The organism is Streptomyces sp. NPDC006197 (assembly GCF_040613865.1).
Taxonomy (GTDB): Bacteria; Actinomycetota; Actinomycetes; order Streptomycetales; family Streptomycetaceae; genus Streptomyces.
On the sequence record NZ_JBEXSZ010000180.1, the window covers coordinates 1 to 15397 of the forward strand.

The window sequence follows — 15397 nt, forward strand, 5'->3', positions numbered from 1 at the left end:
CGGCCCGATCGGCGGGACACCACCCGACATCCGGGCCGGGTTCGCGGGGTCCGGCCCGATCGGCGGGACACCACCTACGCTGGTGGTGTGCGGGGCTTGTCTGGACAGGCCCTGGTCGGGAGTCGCCGTCGGCAGGAGGCCGGCGGCCCTACGAGCCGAGGAAACCTGTGAGTGACACCCCATTCGGATTCGGCCTTCCGCCGGAGGAGCCGGAGAACGGCGACGAGGGCAAGAAGAAGGACCCCGCCGGAGGTGGCCAGGGGTCCGGCGGCAACCCGTTCGGCGCGAACCCGTTCGGCTTCGGCGGGCTGCCGGGCATGGGCGGTCCCGGCGGCGCGGACAATCCGTTCGCCGCGATGTTCGGCTCCATGAACCCCAACGATCTGGGCGCGGCCTTCCAGCAGCTCGGGCAGATGCTGAGCCACTCGGGCGGTCCCGTGAACTGGGACATGGCCAAGCAGATCGCACGCCAGGTGGTCGCCCAGGGCACCGCCGACGGCACCAAGGACGCGAGCGTGGGCCCGGCCGAGAAGTCGGCGGTCGAGGAGGCCGTGCGCCTGGCCGACCTCTGGCTGGACCAGGTCACCTCGCTGCCCTCCGGCGCGGGCACGGCCGTGGCGTGGAGCCGGGCCGAGTGGGTCGAGGCGACGCTGCCGGCGTGGCAGCAGCTCGTGGACCCGGTCGCCGAGCGGGTCGGCTCGGCGATGGGCGACGTCCTGCCGGAGGAGATGCAGGCCATGGCCGGCCCGCTGATCGGCATGATGCGCTCCATGGGCGGCGCCATGTTCGGCCAGCAGATCGGGCAGGCCGTGGGCGCGCTCGCCGGTGAGGTCGTCGGCTCGACGGACGTCGGTCTGCCGCTGGGCCCGGCGGGGCGTGCCGCGCTGCTGCCGCTGAACATCGAGGCCTTCGGCAAGGACCTGGGCGTGCCCTCGGACGAGGTGCGGCTCTACCTGGCCCTGCGCGAGGCCGCGCACCAGCGCCTCTTCGCGCACGTGCCGTGGCTGCGGGCGCACCTCTTCGGCGCGGTCGAGGGGTACGCGCGCGGGATCAAGGTCGACACCTCGAAGCTGGAGGAGGCCGTCGGGCAGCTCGACCCGACGCACCCGGAGCAGCTGCAGGAGGCGCTCCAGCAGGGCATGTTCCAGCCGGAGGACACCCCGGAGCAGAAGGCGGCCCTGGCCCGGCTGGAGACGGCGCTCGCGCTGGTCGAGGGCTGGGTGGACGCGGTGGTCCACGAGGCCGCCAAGTCCCGGCTGACCTCGGCGGACGCGCTGCGCGAGACGCTGCGCCGGCGCCGGGCCTCGGGTGGTCCCGCCGAGCAGACCTTCGCGACCCTGATCGGTCTGGAGCTGCGTCCGCGGCGGCTGCGGGACGCGGCGCGCCTGTGGGCCTCGCTCACGGACGCGCGCGGGGTCGACGGCCGGGACGGGCTGTGGGAGCACCCGGACATGCTGCCGACGGCGACGGACCTGGACGACCCCGACGGCTTCGTGCACCGCGAGCACCTCGACTTCTCCGAGCTGGACAAGATGCTCGGCGAGGCGGCCAGGGGCGAGGCGCCGGAAGACGGGGACGGCAAGGAGTGACCCTGCACGACGACGCGGTCCTCGTCCTCAAGGGGTACGAGGACCAGCCGGAGCTGCGCGATGTCTACCTGGACCATCTCGCCCGGCATCGGGACGGCATGTACAAGCCCTGCGAGGCCGGGCACCTGACCTCCAGCGCGCTGGTGATCGACCCTTCGCGGGGGCGGGTCCTGCTGACCCTGCACAAGAAGCTGGGCATGTGGCTCCAGATGGGTGGCCACTGCGAGCCGGGCGACCCGACGGTGGAGGCGGCGGCGCTGCGCGAGGCGACCGAGGAGTCGGGCATCGCGGGTCTCGGCCTGCTGCCGGGCGGTCCGGTGCGCCTTGACCGGCATCCGATCCCGGCGCCCTGCCACTGGCACCTGGACGTGCAGTACGCGGCGCTCGCACCGGCGGACGCGGTGGCGGAGATCAGTGACGAGTCGCTGGACCTGCGCTGGTTCGCGTACGACGAGGTGGCCTCGGTGGCCGACACGTCGGTGGTGGAGCTGCTGAAGGGCACGCTGGCCCGGCTGGCGTGAGCACGGCCGAGGGGCGGTCTCCGGTGGAGACCGCCCCTCGGCCGTGGGTGCTCAGTTCCAGGCGTTGTTCTGGTTCTGGGCGTGGGAGCCGTGCTGGCCGGCGCCGAACTGGGCGGCGATGCCCTGTCCGATGGCCGCGTGCTGCGGGGGCATGACCTCGCTCGGCTGGACGAGCGCGAAGCCCTGGCCGAGGAAGCTGAGCTCCCAGCCCTCGCCCGTGTCGCCACGGCGGCGGCGGACGCTGGAGTTGGTCGTCTGCGCCTGCATCTGGACGCGCAGCCCGGTGGACCAGGCGACGATCGCGTCCGCGTCGACGCTGACGTACTTCTCGGGCGTGACCTGCATCATCAGCGGCTGCCCGGAGGTCATGAGGGCGACCTTGCCGCGGCCGGAGATGTTGAGCTGGTACTTGCCGGAGCCGGAGATGCCGTACTGGCTGTCGACGGCGATGACCTCGGTGTGGAGGGTCGAGTCGAGCGCCAGGACGTAGGCGCTGTCGACGGTCAGGCCGTCCTGCTCGACCTCCACGATGTGGACGTACTGGGCGAGGTTGGCGAAGTAGACCGTGCCCTGGCCGGAGCAGCGCATCAGGTCCAGGCCCTCGCCGGTGCGGGCCTGGGCCCGGCGCTGGCTGGGGGTCTTGTACTCGCCGTCGAAGTCGATGAGTCCCTGGTACGCGACCATGGCGCCCTTGCGGGCGAGGACGTCGTCCTGCCCGGTCAGGCTGACCCGCAGGAGCTGCGGGTTCTGGATGACGTACCGCTCCTGGCTCTGCTGTTCGGCGTGGTTGAAAAGCGGGCTCTGCATGGTGTGTTCTCGCTCCCCCTCAGCCCCGGACCCGCAGGCGGTCGGTGCTGTCCTCGCTCGGCTGTACGACGACGATGCCCTGGCCCGAGAAGGCCATCTGGTATGCCTCGCCGCTGCCCCGCCCGATGAGGGAGGACGCCTTGAAGCTGCGCTTGCCCTTGACCTTGAGCGCGGGCGACCAGGCGACGAGCGCGTCGGGGTCGACGTACGTCTCGTCCTCGCCGCGGCCGCAGTCGACGACGATCGGCGTGCCGCGCGAGGTGAGCGCGACCCAGCCGGTGCCGGCGATCTCCACGTTGAAGAGGCCCTGGCCGGCGAACTTGGCGAGCCCCTTGACCCGCTCGACGCCCCACTGGAGGTGGGCGTCGAAGGCGAGCACGTTGGTGCCGTTGACCGAGATCGAGTCGTTCTGGAGGTTGATGACGACGACGTCGGCGCCGTAGTCGGCGAGGTAGAGCAGTCCGTCGCCGGAGCACTTCATGATGGGCGCGCCCTCGCCGGTGGCCCACTGCTGGGCGACCTGGCGGACGGCGGGCGGGTTGGGCTCGTAGGTGATGAAGCCCTCGTAGGCGACCATCGAGCCGGTCCGGGCGTACAGGTCCTGGCCGGAGGCCATGGCGACCTTGAGCATGGTGCGGCCGTGGTTCTCCATCCGGGCCGCGACGGGGGTCGGGGCGTAGCCCGCGAGTTGCTGGTTCATGACGGGCTCCCTCAGACCTCGTAGGGCTGGACGACGATGAAGTTGCCGGGGGCTCCCCGGAACTGGAGGTTCACGGTCTCCCCGCTGTGGCCCGGGTAGGCGTTGCGGCGGAGCCGCACCTGGCTGGAGAGGACGACCTGGGACGCGGACGACCAGGCGACGACGGCGTTGCAGTCGGCGAAGGTGGTCGGCGTGACGGGCAGGACGACGGGGACGCCGTGCGTCTTCACGACGACGGTGCCGGTGCCCTGGAACTGCATGGTGAACAGGGCGCCGCCGGGGATGCCGTGGCCCTCGATGCGGCGGACCTCGTACTGCAGGGACTCGTCGAACGCGAGGACGTTCTCGGCGGAGACGCAGATGCCGTCGCCCTGGAGCTCGATCGGGTGCAGGTGGGCGCCTTCCTCGGCGAGGAAGACCTGGCCGCGGCCGGTGCAGCGCATGAGCTGCATCTCCTGGCCGGTGGCGTTGCCGACGATCCGGCCGGCGAAGCCCGCGCCCTTGTAGCCGAAGTCGACCTTGCCCTGGTACATGACCATGGAGCCCTGCCGGGCGAGGACGGGCACGCCGCCCATGGCGAGGTCGACCCGCATGAGCTGCTGGTTCTGCGGGGTCCAGCGGGCGCCGGTGGCGGTCTCCTTGTACGGCGCGAGCGCGGCGGCGAGCCCCGCTCCGGTCGCCGGCGCACCCTGCGGGACGCCGGGCTGCTGACCGTACGCCGGCGGCTGCTGCCCGTACGGGGCCTGCGGCGGTTGGCCCTGACCGGGGTACGGGGCGGGGGGCTGACCGGGGGCCTGCCCGGGGTACTGGCCGGGAGGCTGTCCCGGGACCTGGCCGTACTGCGGCGGCTGCCCGTACGGGGCGGGGGCCGGGGCGGGCGGCGGCACGGGCGCCGGGGCCATGGGCGCGACCATCGTGGGCGCCGTGTGGACCGGCGGCACGGGCGCGGGCGGGACGGGCGCCTGCGGGGCCTGCGGCGCGCCGAACGCGGGCGCGGGGGCCGGGGCGGGCGCGGCGGGGGCACCGAAGGCCGGGGGCGCCGCTGCCTGCGGCGGCGGGGCGAAGCCGGGGGCCGCGGCCTGCTGCTGCGGGGCGGCGGCCGGCTCGTCCTCGGCGACCTCGCCGCCGAAGTTCCGCAGGAGCGCCTCCAGGCCTCCGTCGAAGCCCTGGCCGACGGCGGCGAACCGCCACACGTCCTTGAGGTAGAAGTCGCCGAGCATCACCGCGCGCTCGGTGGAGAACTCGGCGCCCGTGAACGCGTAGCGCGCGACCTCCTCGCCGCCCGCCACGATCCGCAGGTGACCGGGGCCGACCTGGGACATCTGGCCGGCGCCGTCGATCGTCGCGGTGAACGACAGCTTGTGGATGTGCGCGGGGATGCGGTCGAGCGTGACGCGGAAGGACTCGGTGTCACCGGACTGCGCCCCGAGCAGCTGGATGGACTCCTCGGGCGACTTCGGCTGGTTGAAGAAGACGAAGTAGCGGTCGTCGGAGAGCCGTTCGTCCGCGTCGAGTCCGAAGCAGCTGATGTCGAAAGTCAGTCCGGGGGCCGCGATCTGCACACCGACGTACAGATCGGTTCCCGCGGTCAGATCACTGATCTTGGCCTTGTGGCCGCGTTGGAATTCCCTGGCCATGCGTAACGACCGTCCCCCATCCCGAATGGCGAATGCTCGCGCCAGGCTAACCGCTGGGCACGACATTGAGACAGGCCAGGTCCTCTTCGGTACGGAATCGGGAAACCCGCGCACGTGCGCGTGGCGGCGCCGTCACTCCTCGCGAGCGTCCGGAAGGTGCGGCAGGCGCCCGGCGGCGACCACGCCCTCCAGATAGCCGCGCGCCCGCTCGGTGCGGGGATACGCCTCCAGGAGCCGCCAGAACCGCGGCCCGTGCCCGGGGACGAGGAGGTGCGCCAGCTCGTGCAGGAGGACGTAGTCGACGACGTACTCGGGCATGCCCTGGAGCCGGTGGGAGAGGCGGATGCTGCCCTCGGAGGGCGTGCAGGAGCCCCAGCGCGTGTTCTGGTTGGTCACCCAGCGGACGGAGCCGGGGCGGGCCCGGCCGTCGAAGTACTGCTCCGAGAGGCGCAGCGCGCGCTCGGTGAGTTCGCGGTCGCCGAGGACGCTCCGGCTCTCCTGGGCGGCGAGCTTGTCCAGCATGACGCCCACCCAGCGGCGCTCCTCCGCCTCCGACATGCGGGCCGGGATGAGCACGATGGTCCGGTCGCCCTCGCGGTAGGCCGAGACGGTCCTCCTCCGCCGCGGGCTTCTGCGGACCTCGACCGCGCTCGTCCCCGCCCCGCGGGGCGGTTCGCTGGTCACGCTGTGCTGTGGGTCGGCGGGCACGGCCCCGACGTTACCCGCTGTCGGCGGGGGAAGTCCCGCCCCGTGAGTGGTTTCGGGAACGATCCGACCCCACCGCACACCATTTGAATGACTAATCCCCCTGGCCTGTGGACAACTTTCGGCACCCGTCACGGCGGCGGGGCATTCTCACTTCGGGGCGGCGGAATGCCGCTGTCGATCATGAATGCGGTCACGGGCGAGGACGGACGTCGAGGACGGACATGGGGACGAATGGGGGCGGGAAAATGCATCCGATGGTGAAACCGGCGCTGCGGCGGGCGTGGCGGAGTCTGCGGTGCGTGCAGTTCGGCGTCGCCCCGGCGCACGCGGTGGTGCTCGACCCGGTCGACCAGGTGACGGGGGCGGTGCTCGGGCTGCTCGACGGCACCCGCGGGACCGCGCTGCTGCGGGCCGAGGCACGGGCGCTCGGCCTGCCGGACGGCCGCCTGGAGGCGCTCCTGGGCCGGCTGGAGTCGGCCGGACTCCTCACGGACGCCGCGACCGGGCGGCCCGGGAAGGCGGGTCCGGCCGCCGGCGCGGTGGACGTGGCCCTCGATCCGCTCCGTGCGGACCTGGCCTCCCTCTCCGTGGTGCACCCCGAGCCGGAGCGGGCGGCGCGGGCCCTGGCGGCCCGGCGGGCCCTGCGCGTCCAGGTCCGGGGCGCGGGCCGGGTGGGGGCGACGGTGGCGTCCCTGCTCGCCGCCGCGGGCGTCGGCTCGGTCGAGGTCCTCGACTCGGGCCGGGTCGAGCCCTGGGAGACTGCCCCGGGCGGGCTCCCCACCGAGTCCGTCGGCGAGCGCCGCGCGACGGCGGCCCGCCGCCTGGTCACCCGCTGGACACGGGGACCGGGGCGCGGGGCAAGGACGGGAGGTGCCGGGCCGGACGGACCGGGCGGGCCCGGTGGGTCGCGGTGCCGGGGCGGACGTGGCGGACGTGGCGGCTCGGGTGAAGCCACGGGCGAGCCCGGGCTGTCACTCGTCGTGGTGACGCCGCGGGACGGGCTCGGCGCGTACGTCCCCGATCCGCTCCCCGCCGAGCCGTGGATCTCCACCGGCACCCCCCACCTGTACGCGGGCGTCCTGGAGGCGACGGGGACGGTCGGGCCGCTGGTGCTGCCCGGCGGCACGGCCTGCGCGCGGTGCCTCCAGGAGGAACTGACGGACCGGGACCCGGTGACGCCCCGGCTGCTCGCCCAGTGGCGCTCCGGCGCCCCGCATCCGCTGCCCGCCTGCGACCTGGGTCTGGCCACGGCGGTCGCCGGGCTGGCCGCCGCGCACGCGCTGGCCTTCCTGGACGGGGACCTCCCGGCGAGCACCGGCACCCGCTGGGAGGCGTCGCTACCGATGCTGGAGTGGCGGGCGGAGCGGCTGAGACCTCACCCGGCCTGCCCCTGCGGGGCAGCGCGCGGAGGAGAAGGGGAGCGCGCCTCGGCGGCCGGGGAAGCGCACGACACAATGGCGGGGTAACGGCCCTGCGCGGCACGGCAGTCTGGGTTTTGGAGGGGCGTATGTCTGATCTTCCCCGGAAGGCGGTCACCCGGACCGCGAAGTTGGCCGCGTTGCCCCTGGGCTTCGCGGGCCGGGCCACCTGGGGCCTGGGCAAGCGGATCGGCGGCAGATCCGCGGAGCTGGTCGCCCGCGAGCTCCAGCAGCGCACGGCGGAGCAGCTGTTCAAGGTCCTGGGCGAGCTGAAGGGCGGGGCCATGAAGTTCGGGCAGGCGCTGTCCGTCTTCGAGTCGGCCCTGCCGGAGGAGGTCGCCGGGCCGTACCGGGCGGCGCTGACGAAGCTTCAGGACGCGGCGCCGCCGATGCCGACGCGCACGGTGCACACGGTCCTGGAGGAGCGGCTCGGGACCGGGTGGCGGGAGTTGTTCCTCGAGTTCGAGGACAAGCCGGCGGCGGCGGCCTCGATCGGGCAGGTGCACCGGGCCGTGTGGCACGACGGCCGCGAGGTCGCGGTGAAGGTGCAGTACCCGGGCGCCGGGGAGGCGCTGCTCTCGGACCTGACGCAGTTGAGCCGCTTCGCCCGGCTGCTCGGTCCGCTGATCCCGGGCATGGACATCAAGCCGCTGATCGCCGAGATGCGGGACCGGGTCTCGGAGGAGCTGGACTACGCCCTGGAGGCGGAGGCGCAGCGGATCCACGCGGAGGAGTTCGCGGACGATCCCGACGTGGTGGTGCCCGCGGTGGTGCACCAGTCGGAGCAGATCCTCGTGACCGAGTGGATGGACGGGGTGCCGCTCGCGGAGGTGATCGCGGACGGCACGGAGGCGCAGCGGGACCGGGCGGGTCAGCTCCTCGCCCGTTTCCTCTTCTCCGGCCCCGCGCGCACGGGCCTGCTGCACGCCGATCCGCACCCGGGGAACTTCCGGCTGCTGCCCGGGGGCGAGGACGAGGGGCCGGAGGGCTGGCGGCTCGGCGTCCTCGACTTCGGCACCGTGGACCGGCTGCCGGGCGGGCTGCCGGAGACGATCGGCACCTGTCTGCGGATGACGGTCGCGGGCGAGGCCGAGACCGTCTACGAGCTGCTGCGCGCGGAGGGCTTCGTCAAGGAGTCCGTCGAGCTCGACCCCGACGCGGTCCTGGAGTACCTGCTGCCGATCATCGAGCCGGCCGAGGCGGAGGCCTTCGCCTTCAGCCGTGGCTGGATGCGCACCCAGGCGGCCCGGATCGCCGACCCCCGCTCCCCCGCCCACCAGTTGGGCAAGCAGTTGAACCTGCCGCCCTCGTACCTGCTGATACACCGTGTGACGTTGAGCACCATCGGGGTGCTCTGCCAGCTGAACGCGACGGTACGACTGCGGGACGAGCTCGTCGAGTGGCTGCCGGGCTTCGAGGACCCGGACGCCGTCTAGGAGTCAGTTCGGGGCGGGCTTGCGCCACACGAGGGTGTAGCGCCAGTAGAGGCGGCGACGGATCCGGGCACCGGGGAGGATCCGCCGGGCGACGAGGGCGATCTCGGCGAGGGTCTCCTCGGCCTCCCGGGTCGCGGCGGTCATGGCCACGGGCCGGGGCGCCGGGCGGCCCCGGTTCCTGAGCCAACCGGTCGCCGCGTTCAGGGGGATCGCGAGGAGGCCGAGGAGGTGGTCGCCGACGCTGTCGGGACGGGAGAGCCCGAGGACGACCAGGGTTCCGCCGGGGGCCAGCCGGTCCCTGAACCGCTGAAGGGCCGGGGCGAGCGGCAGGTGGTGGAGGGCCGCCACGCAGGTGACGGCGGTGTAGGCGCCGTCGTCCCCGGTGTCGGCGAGGGCGTCCTCGACGTCGAAGGTCACGGGGACGGCCGGGGCGGTGAGTTCGCGGGCGCGGGCGACGATCGCCGGGTCGGCGTCGACGGCGCGGACGGCCGTGGCACGGCCGGCGAGGAGCCGGGCGAGGTCACCGCTGCCGCAGCCGACGTCCAGGGCACCGTCGATGCGGCGCGGCAGCTGCCTCAGGATCCACCGGTGGTAGTGGGCGTTGTGGTCCCAGGGGTGGGCGGCGTTGAACCGTTCGAGTGCGCGCAGAAGGCGATCGGTGAGGGCTGCCACCGGGAAAGTCCACCACACGCGGTGCGGGTGCGGGTGCGGGAGACCGGACCCGCCGTGGGGTGCCGTCCGTCGTGCCCACGGCGGGAGGGACGGCTCACCACCAGGAGGAGTCGAGGCGGCCCTCGATGGAGCGGATGTTGGCTCGGGCGCAGTCCTCGCAGAAGTACTGTCGCCGGCCGTTCTCCACCGAGCAGGTCCAGGTCAGCGGCAGGGTCTCGGTGGTCCTGCCGCAGCGCGCGCAGACGAAGGGTGCCTCGGGGGGAGGGGCGTCGTTCACCCTCGTGACGATAACCCGGCGGGGACGCCGCGGACCGGACAACGCACCGCGGGGGCCGGTCCGTTCGGACCGGCCCCCGCGAGGGCATCACGGAGATGCTCAGTGCATGACGGCCATGGCGAGCGCGCGGCGGGCGCGCAGCGAGACGCGCTCGGCGCGCCGCTGCATGCGCCGGGCGGCGACCAGGCGCACGGCCTGGCGTTCCGCGTCGGCCTCACGCTGTCGCTCGTGCATATGGGCACGGGCCAGGGCTTCGGGGGCGAGTTGCATTTCACGGGTCCTGTTCTGACGCGCGGTGTACGCGGCGGCGGGGGAGAAGACTGGGGTCGCGGAGCCCAGGGGCTCGCTGGTGGAAGAGGTCATCGGGGCCTGCTTCTGGGGATCGTGCGTGAGGGGGCGGTCGATGGTTCCGGTGGCGCTCATGCCGCGACCGGGTTCTTGCGCGGGCGGCCACGGGGCCGCTTGCGGGCGACGACCACGCCCTGGACGAAGAGCTCGCCACCCCAGACGCCCCAGGGCTCGCGGCGCTCCTTGGCGCCGGCCAGGCAGGCCGCGACGAGCGGACAGGTCTGGCAGAGGGACTTCGCGTACTCGACGTCGGCCGGGGACTCCGCGAAGAAGACCTCGGGGTCGTAGGCGCGACAGGGTACGGGGACGCCGAGGTTCTCGATGGCGTCGTCGAGCGCGGTGAGCGCGGTGAGGGGGGTCAAAGCGGGGTCCTCCGTGGAGCCGGGCAGGGAGATCGATTCGGAATGCGGTACGGACGGGGCGTGCGCTTCGAGTTGCACGGTGGTCTTTCCTCGTCTGGTCGTTCCGGCCTGTTGACCGGGGTTTCGGCTGGTACCGGGCGGTGTCTTTCCCGAGGCCCCTTCGCGCCGTCGTCCCCGTTCGAGGACAAACAGAAGGGCCGCGGATCCCGGGTGGGGTTCCGCGGCCCTGAAGGCGCCGGTCTGATCATGGATCAGACTGGATCACTCCAGGGTTCGAGCCCACGGAAGGCCCACATCATGTGGTGGTGCGTCGTCGTCTGCTGCTGGGTTCCGGCACCGGTCGCCGCAAAGCCATAGGCCGTGGCCTTGCCTGCTACTCCTGCTTCCAGTGCCTTGGTCGGTCGCTCACTGCGCGGAGCCACGGCGGCCGCACCGAGACCGGAAAGACCGGTGACGGGCAGGCCGGCGACGGGCAGACCGGTGCCAATGAGAGCCGAGGCGGAGAGGCCGAGCGAGCAGGCGGAGACGACCGAGCGATCGGTCATTTTGGCCGTGCCGATGAAGCCGGCGGTGCTGACGGTGCTGGTCTGGATGGTGTAGCTGATCACTGGAATCGCCTCCTCTCGGCGTCTCGGAGGGCTCGGGTGCGAGCCGGACCCTCATGTTTATTTGGACAAGTACAGCACGAAGACAGGGCTTCGAAGAAGCCGCTGTTTCCGTGGTTAAGAACCTATGGGGCTTGACGGGGCGGGCGCAAACTATTTTTCCGACGAGTTTTCCTCAGGCCTCGGCCTCGTCCGTCCCGCCCTCCTCACCTGCGCAGATGGCCAGGACCTCGGCTCCGAAGCGGTCGAGCTTGCGGACGCCGACGCCGGAGATCGAGGCGAGCTCGCCGTCGGTGGCGGGGACCCGCTCGGCGATCGCCATGAGCGTCTTGTCGGTGAACACGCAATAGGCCGGCTGGCCGAGCTGCCTGGCCTGTTCCGACCGCCAGTCCCGCAGCCGCTCGTACAGGCCCTCGTCCATGTCCGAGGGGCAGTCCTCGCAGCGCATCAGCTTCATCGCGCCGGCCTCGGTGAGGGTGGCGCCGCAGACCCGGCACAGGACGGGGCCGCGGGGCCCCCGCCGTCGGAGGCCGCTCCCCCGCTCGACGGAGCCGGAGGCGCCGCCGGAGGCGACGGTGCCGAGGGAGCCGGAGCCGGGCCGCAGGCCCTTGAGGAAGCGGCTGGGGCGCCGGTTGGCCCGGCCGCCCGGGGAGCGGGAGAGCGCCCAGGAGAGCGTGAGGTGGATCCGGGCCCGGGTGACGCCCACGTACAGCAGGCGCCGCTCCTCCTCGACCTGCTCGTCGGTCTTGGCGTAGGTGATCGGCAGCATGCCCTCGGTGAGGCCGACCAGGAAGACGGCGTCCCATTCGAGGCCCTTGGCGGCGTGCAGCGAGGCGAGGGTGACGCCCTGGACGGTCGGGGCGTGCTGGGCGGCGGCCCGCTCGTCGAGCTCGGCAACCAGGTCGGAGAGGGTGGCACCGGGCTTGGCGCGGGCGAAGTCCTCGGCGAGCCGGACGAGGGCGGCGAGGGACTCCCAGCGGTCGCGGGCGGCGCCGGAGCCGGCGGGCGGCTCGGTGGTCCAGCCCTTGGTGGAGAGGACGGCCCTGACCTGGGCGGGGAGGTCCTCGGCGTCGTCGAGGAGCGAGTCGTTGCCCCCGGCGCGGGCGGCTCCGCGCAGGGCGATGCCCGCCTCCCGCACCTCCTGGCGCTCGAAGAAGCGCTCGGCGCCGCGGAGCTGGTAGGGGACTCCGGCGTCGGCGAGGGCCTGCTCGTACACCTCGGACTGGGCGTTGATCCGGTAGAGGACGGCGATCTCGCCGGCCGGGACGCCGGCGGCGATGAGGTCGCGGATGCGGCGGGCGGTGCCCTCGGCCTCGGCGGGCTCGTCGGCGTACTCCGTGTAGACCGGCTCGGGGCCCGGGTCGCGCTGGGAGATCAGCTCCAGGCGGTGCTCGGCGGCCCGGCCGCGGGCCTGGCCGAGCAGCCCGTTCGCCAGGTGGACGACCTGCGGGGTGGAGCGGTAGTCGCGGACCAGCTTGACGACGGTGGCGCCCGGGTGCCGGGTGCGGAAGTTCAGCAGGTGGTCGGGGGTGGCGCCGGTGAAGGAGTAGATCGTCTGGCCGGCGTCGCCGACGACGCAGAGGTTGTCTCGGTCGCCGAGCCACAGGTCGAGCAGCCGCTGCTGGAGCGGGGAGACGTCCTGGTACTCGTCCACCACGAAGTGCTGGTACTGGCGGCGGATCTGGTCGGCGATGTCGTGCCGGTCCTGGAGGATGCCGACGGTGAGCAGCAGCACGTCCTCGAAGTCGATCACCGAGCGGTCGCGCTTCAGCTGCTCGTACATGGCATAGATCTGGCCGATCTCGGCCGGGTCGCGGGGGGCGTCCCTGACGGACTTGGCGACGGCGGCCGGGTAGTCGGCGGGGACGGTCTGGGTGACCTTGGCCCACTCGATCTCGCCGGTCACGTCCCTGAGCTCGTTCCGGTCGAGCCGGATCCGGCAGCGGGCCGCGGCCTCGGCGACCAGCTGGACCTTGCGCTCCAGGAGACGGGGCAGCTCGCCACCGACTGCTTTCGGCCAGAAGAACTGGAGCTGCCGGAGGGCCGCGGAGTGGAACGTGCGGGCCTGGACGCCGCCCGCGCCGAGCTGCCGGAGCCGGCCGCGCATCTCGCCCGCGGCACGGTTGGTGAACGTGACGGCCAGCACACTGGCGGGCTGCAGGATGCCGGCCCTCACCCCGTACGCGATGCGGTGGGTGATGGCCCGCGTCTTGCCCGTGCCGGCTCCCGCGAGGACGCACACCGGTCCGTTCAGGGCAAGGGCGACCTCGCGCTGCTCGGGGTCGAGCCCGTCGAGCACCGCGTCGGCCGTCTCCGGGACCTGCGGGAAGAGAGTGGAGTGCGTTGCTGCTGTCACCCCGCCATGCTGCCAGGTCGGCGGGACCGGTGCGGAGGCTCGTCCACAGGCGCGAGACGCCGGTCATACGAATTCCGGGAATGGCGCCGGGAGGGCGTACGTTCTCCCTCTCGGCACCCGTCCGCGAACAAGAGGAGCGCCTGGCCATGCAGGGCACTGTGACGATGTACAGCACCACGTGGTGCGGCTACTGCCGTCGGCTGAAGAGCCAGATGGACCGCGAGGGCATCGCGTACACGGAGATCAACATCGAGCAGGACCCCGACTCGGCGGCGTTCGTCGAGAAGGCCAACGGCGGCAACCAGACGGTGCCGACCGTCCTCTTCCCGGACGGTTCCACCCTGACGAACCCGAGCCTCGCGCAGGTCAAGCAGAAGATCGGCGTCTGAGCGAGCGCCGCACGACGAAACCCCCGGCCGGACGGTCGGGGGTTTCGTCGTGTCCTGGGGAGGGGCGCGGTCCCGGACGCGTCTCCGGGGCTCGCGCGGGTGGAACGGGTGGCCGGTGCCCGATCGTGAGGAGATCGCACAACCGTCGAGTGGAGATCGCGAAACGTTCGCGAGGAGACTGCGAGGAGCGGCGGCGGCACCGCGGTCGGCGAGAAGCGGGCGTGGTGCCCTTGTGCAGGGATTTCGCCGGAGCGAACCCTGCGGAACTCCTTCCACTGTGAAGGGCGTCACGTAGTCGGTAGCTTTTGCATGGCTCCCGGATTCACCCCTACGCTCTCGCCTCGATCAAGATTTGCGACTGCATAGCCAGGTGGAATGCCCCGTGCTCGACCAGACCGCTCCTGCCGCTCCGGTATCGCTCGCGTCCGGGAGAGTGCCGAGCCTCACGACGGACTCCACGAGCAGAGGCCGCGGACGCCTCCACGCCCTCGACGGACTGCGCCTCACCGCGGCCCTCATGGTGATCGCCTACCACTACCTGGCCTTCGGGGCAGGCTGGCCGACACCGGTCGAGGACCTCTTCCCCGAAGCCTTCCCCCTCGCCTCCTACGGCTATCTCGGCGTGGAGTTCTTCTTCCTCATCAGCGGCTTCGTCATCTGCATGAGCGGCTGGGGCCGGCGGGTGAAGGACTTCTTCGTCTCCCGCGTGGTGCGCCTCTATCCCGCGTACTGGTTCGCCGTCGTCGCCACGTCCGTCACCGTCGCCGTGATACCCGGCGGGCGACGCCACCTGCCCTGGAACGACATCCTCACCAATCTGACGATGCTCCAGGAGCCCCTGGGAGTGGACCCCGTCGACGCGGTCTACTGGACCCTCTTCGCCGAGCTCCGCTTCTACCTGCTCTTCTCGCTGCTCGCCTGGTGGGGGCTGACGTACCGCAGGGTGCTGCTGTTCTGCTGCGTCTGGGGTGCGGCCACCGTCCTCGTCGCCAAGCAGCCGCCCGGACCGCTGCGGCTGCTGCTGATCCCCGAGTACAGCTGGTTCTTCATCGCCGGCATGGCGTTCTACCTGATGTACCGGTTCCGCCCGAACCCGATGCTCTGGGGCATCGTCGGATTCTGCTACTGCGCCTCGCTCGCGCCCTCCATCGACAAGTTCAAGGGGCTCACCTTCCTCGGCGACCGGCCGGCGTGGCCCGTGCTCGTCGTGCTCGCCGCCTTCTTCGGGGTGATGGCGCTGGTCGCCACCGGCGGGCTCTCCGGCATCCGGTGGAGGTGGCTGCCGGTCGCCGGGGCACTGACCTACCCCTTGTACCTGCTGCACGAGGTCATCGGCTGGGAGTTCTTCGCCCGCTTCGCGGGGCGGGTCCCCCCGTGGGTGCTGCTCGTCACCGTGCTGCTCGGGATGCTGACGCTGTCGTACCTGGTCCACCGTCTCGTCGAGCGGCCGCTCAGCCGGTACCTCAAGCGCGGCCTCGCCCGTCTGTGAGCACCACGGAGAAGTCCCCGCCCGGCGGGCCCCCCACCGTGAAGAAGTTGTCGCGGATGCCGACGCGGTCGGAGCCCAGCAGC

Annotated in this window: 16 protein-coding genes; 6 read left to right on the forward strand and 10 right to left on the reverse strand. The window is 72.5% G+C overall.

All coding sequences use genetic code 11. The features are described 5' to 3' along the window. Positions 1 to 167 precede the first annotated feature (167 nt). Positions 168 to 1589: a zinc-dependent metalloprotease gene (locus tag ABZ318_RS35100; RefSeq protein ID WP_123455315.1), complete on the forward strand. Its 1422-nt coding sequence runs from the start codon at positions 168 to 170 to the stop codon at positions 1587 to 1589. Continuing rightward, entirely contained in the window at positions 1586 to 2110 is a 525-nt protein-coding gene (locus ABZ318_RS35105; protein WP_356906485.1) for an NUDIX hydrolase, read from the forward strand. Before ABZ318_RS35100 ends, ABZ318_RS35105 begins: the two co-directional genes overlap by 4 nt. Before the next feature lie 51 nt (positions 2111 to 2161). Here ABZ318_RS35105 and ABZ318_RS35110 read toward each other — a convergent pair whose 3' ends face one another. From ABZ318_RS35110 to ABZ318_RS35125, 4 genes are all read right to left on the reverse strand, one after another. Then, positions 2162 to 2917, reverse strand: coding sequence for an AIM24 family protein (locus tag ABZ318_RS35110; RefSeq protein WP_356906486.1), 756 nt, complete (start codon positions 2915 to 2917; stop codon positions 2162 to 2164). Between the two features lie 19 nt (positions 2918 to 2936). Next, entirely contained in the window at positions 2937 to 3617 is a 681-nt protein-coding gene (locus ABZ318_RS35115) for an AIM24 family protein (protein WP_352028156.1), read from the reverse strand. A gap of 11 nt (positions 3618 to 3628) precedes the next feature. Beyond that, the gene (locus ABZ318_RS35120) at positions 3629 to 5254 is read right to left on the reverse strand and encodes a TerD family protein (RefSeq protein ID WP_356906487.1); all 1626 of its coding nucleotides are present in this window, start codon (positions 5252 to 5254) and stop codon (positions 3629 to 3631) included. A gap of 132 nt (positions 5255 to 5386) precedes the next feature. Further along, on the reverse strand, positions 5387 to 5962 hold the full coding sequence (locus tag ABZ318_RS35125; protein ID WP_356906488.1) for a M48 family metallopeptidase: 576 nt from the start codon (positions 5960 to 5962) through the stop codon (positions 5387 to 5389). Between the two features lie 245 nt (positions 5963 to 6207). Here ABZ318_RS35125 and ABZ318_RS35130 point away from each other — a divergent pair, with 245 nt between their 5' ends. Together ABZ318_RS35130 and ABZ318_RS35135 are read left to right on the forward strand one after the other, a co-directional pair. Continuing rightward, positions 6208 to 7428 (forward strand): TOMM precursor leader peptide-binding protein, encoded by a 1221-nt coding sequence (locus ABZ318_RS35130; protein ID WP_356906489.1) that lies wholly within the window; start codon positions 6208 to 6210, stop codon positions 7426 to 7428. A 41-nt stretch (positions 7429 to 7469) separates the two neighbouring features. Continuing rightward, positions 7470 to 8816 (forward strand): AarF/ABC1/UbiB kinase family protein, encoded by a 1347-nt coding sequence (locus ABZ318_RS35135; protein ID WP_356906490.1) that lies wholly within the window; start codon positions 7470 to 7472, stop codon positions 8814 to 8816. A gap of 3 nt (positions 8817 to 8819) precedes the next feature. Here ABZ318_RS35135 and ABZ318_RS35140 read toward each other — a convergent pair whose 3' ends face one another. The 6 genes from ABZ318_RS35140 to ABZ318_RS35165 all read right to left on the reverse strand — a co-directional run bounded on the left by ABZ318_RS35140 (position 8820) and on the right by ABZ318_RS35165 (position 13436). Next, complete coding sequence (locus tag ABZ318_RS35140) at positions 8820 to 9488, reverse strand: class I SAM-dependent methyltransferase (RefSeq protein ID WP_356906491.1); 669 nt, start codon at positions 9486 to 9488, stop codon at positions 8820 to 8822. Between the two features lie 94 nt (positions 9489 to 9582). After that, positions 9583 to 9765, reverse strand: coding sequence for a hypothetical protein (locus tag ABZ318_RS35145; RefSeq protein ID WP_356906492.1), 183 nt, complete (start codon positions 9763 to 9765; stop codon positions 9583 to 9585). Positions 9766 to 9864: 99 nt separating this feature from the next. After that, complete coding sequence (locus ABZ318_RS35150) at positions 9865 to 10188, reverse strand: hypothetical protein (protein WP_093874181.1); 324 nt, start codon at positions 10186 to 10188, stop codon at positions 9865 to 9867. Beyond that, on the reverse strand, positions 10185 to 10553 hold the full coding sequence (locus ABZ318_RS35155; RefSeq protein ID WP_356906493.1) for a WhiB family transcriptional regulator: 369 nt from the start codon (positions 10551 to 10553) through the stop codon (positions 10185 to 10187). Before ABZ318_RS35155 ends, ABZ318_RS35150 begins: the two co-directional genes overlap by 4 nt. Before the next feature lie 173 nt (positions 10554 to 10726). Then, positions 10727 to 11083, reverse strand: coding sequence for a hypothetical protein (locus ABZ318_RS35160; protein ID WP_356906494.1), 357 nt, complete (start codon positions 11081 to 11083; stop codon positions 10727 to 10729). Between the two features lie 172 nt (positions 11084 to 11255). After that, on the reverse strand, positions 11256 to 13436 hold the full coding sequence (locus tag ABZ318_RS35165; RefSeq protein WP_356906495.1) for an ATP-dependent DNA helicase UvrD2: 2181 nt from the start codon (positions 13434 to 13436) through the stop codon (positions 11256 to 11258). 146 nt (positions 13437 to 13582) lie between these two features. Between ABZ318_RS35165 and ABZ318_RS35170 the strand changes: the two genes are divergently transcribed. Both ABZ318_RS35170 and ABZ318_RS35175 read left to right on the forward strand, forming a co-directional pair. Next, positions 13583 to 13825: a mycoredoxin gene (locus tag ABZ318_RS35170; RefSeq protein ID WP_030688646.1), complete on the forward strand. Its 243-nt coding sequence runs from the start codon at positions 13583 to 13585 to the stop codon at positions 13823 to 13825. Between the two features lie 433 nt (positions 13826 to 14258). Continuing rightward, positions 14259 to 15314: an acyltransferase gene (locus tag ABZ318_RS35175; RefSeq protein WP_356906496.1), complete on the forward strand. Its 1056-nt coding sequence runs from the start codon at positions 14259 to 14261 to the stop codon at positions 15312 to 15314. Positions 15315 to 15397 lie beyond the last annotated feature (83 nt).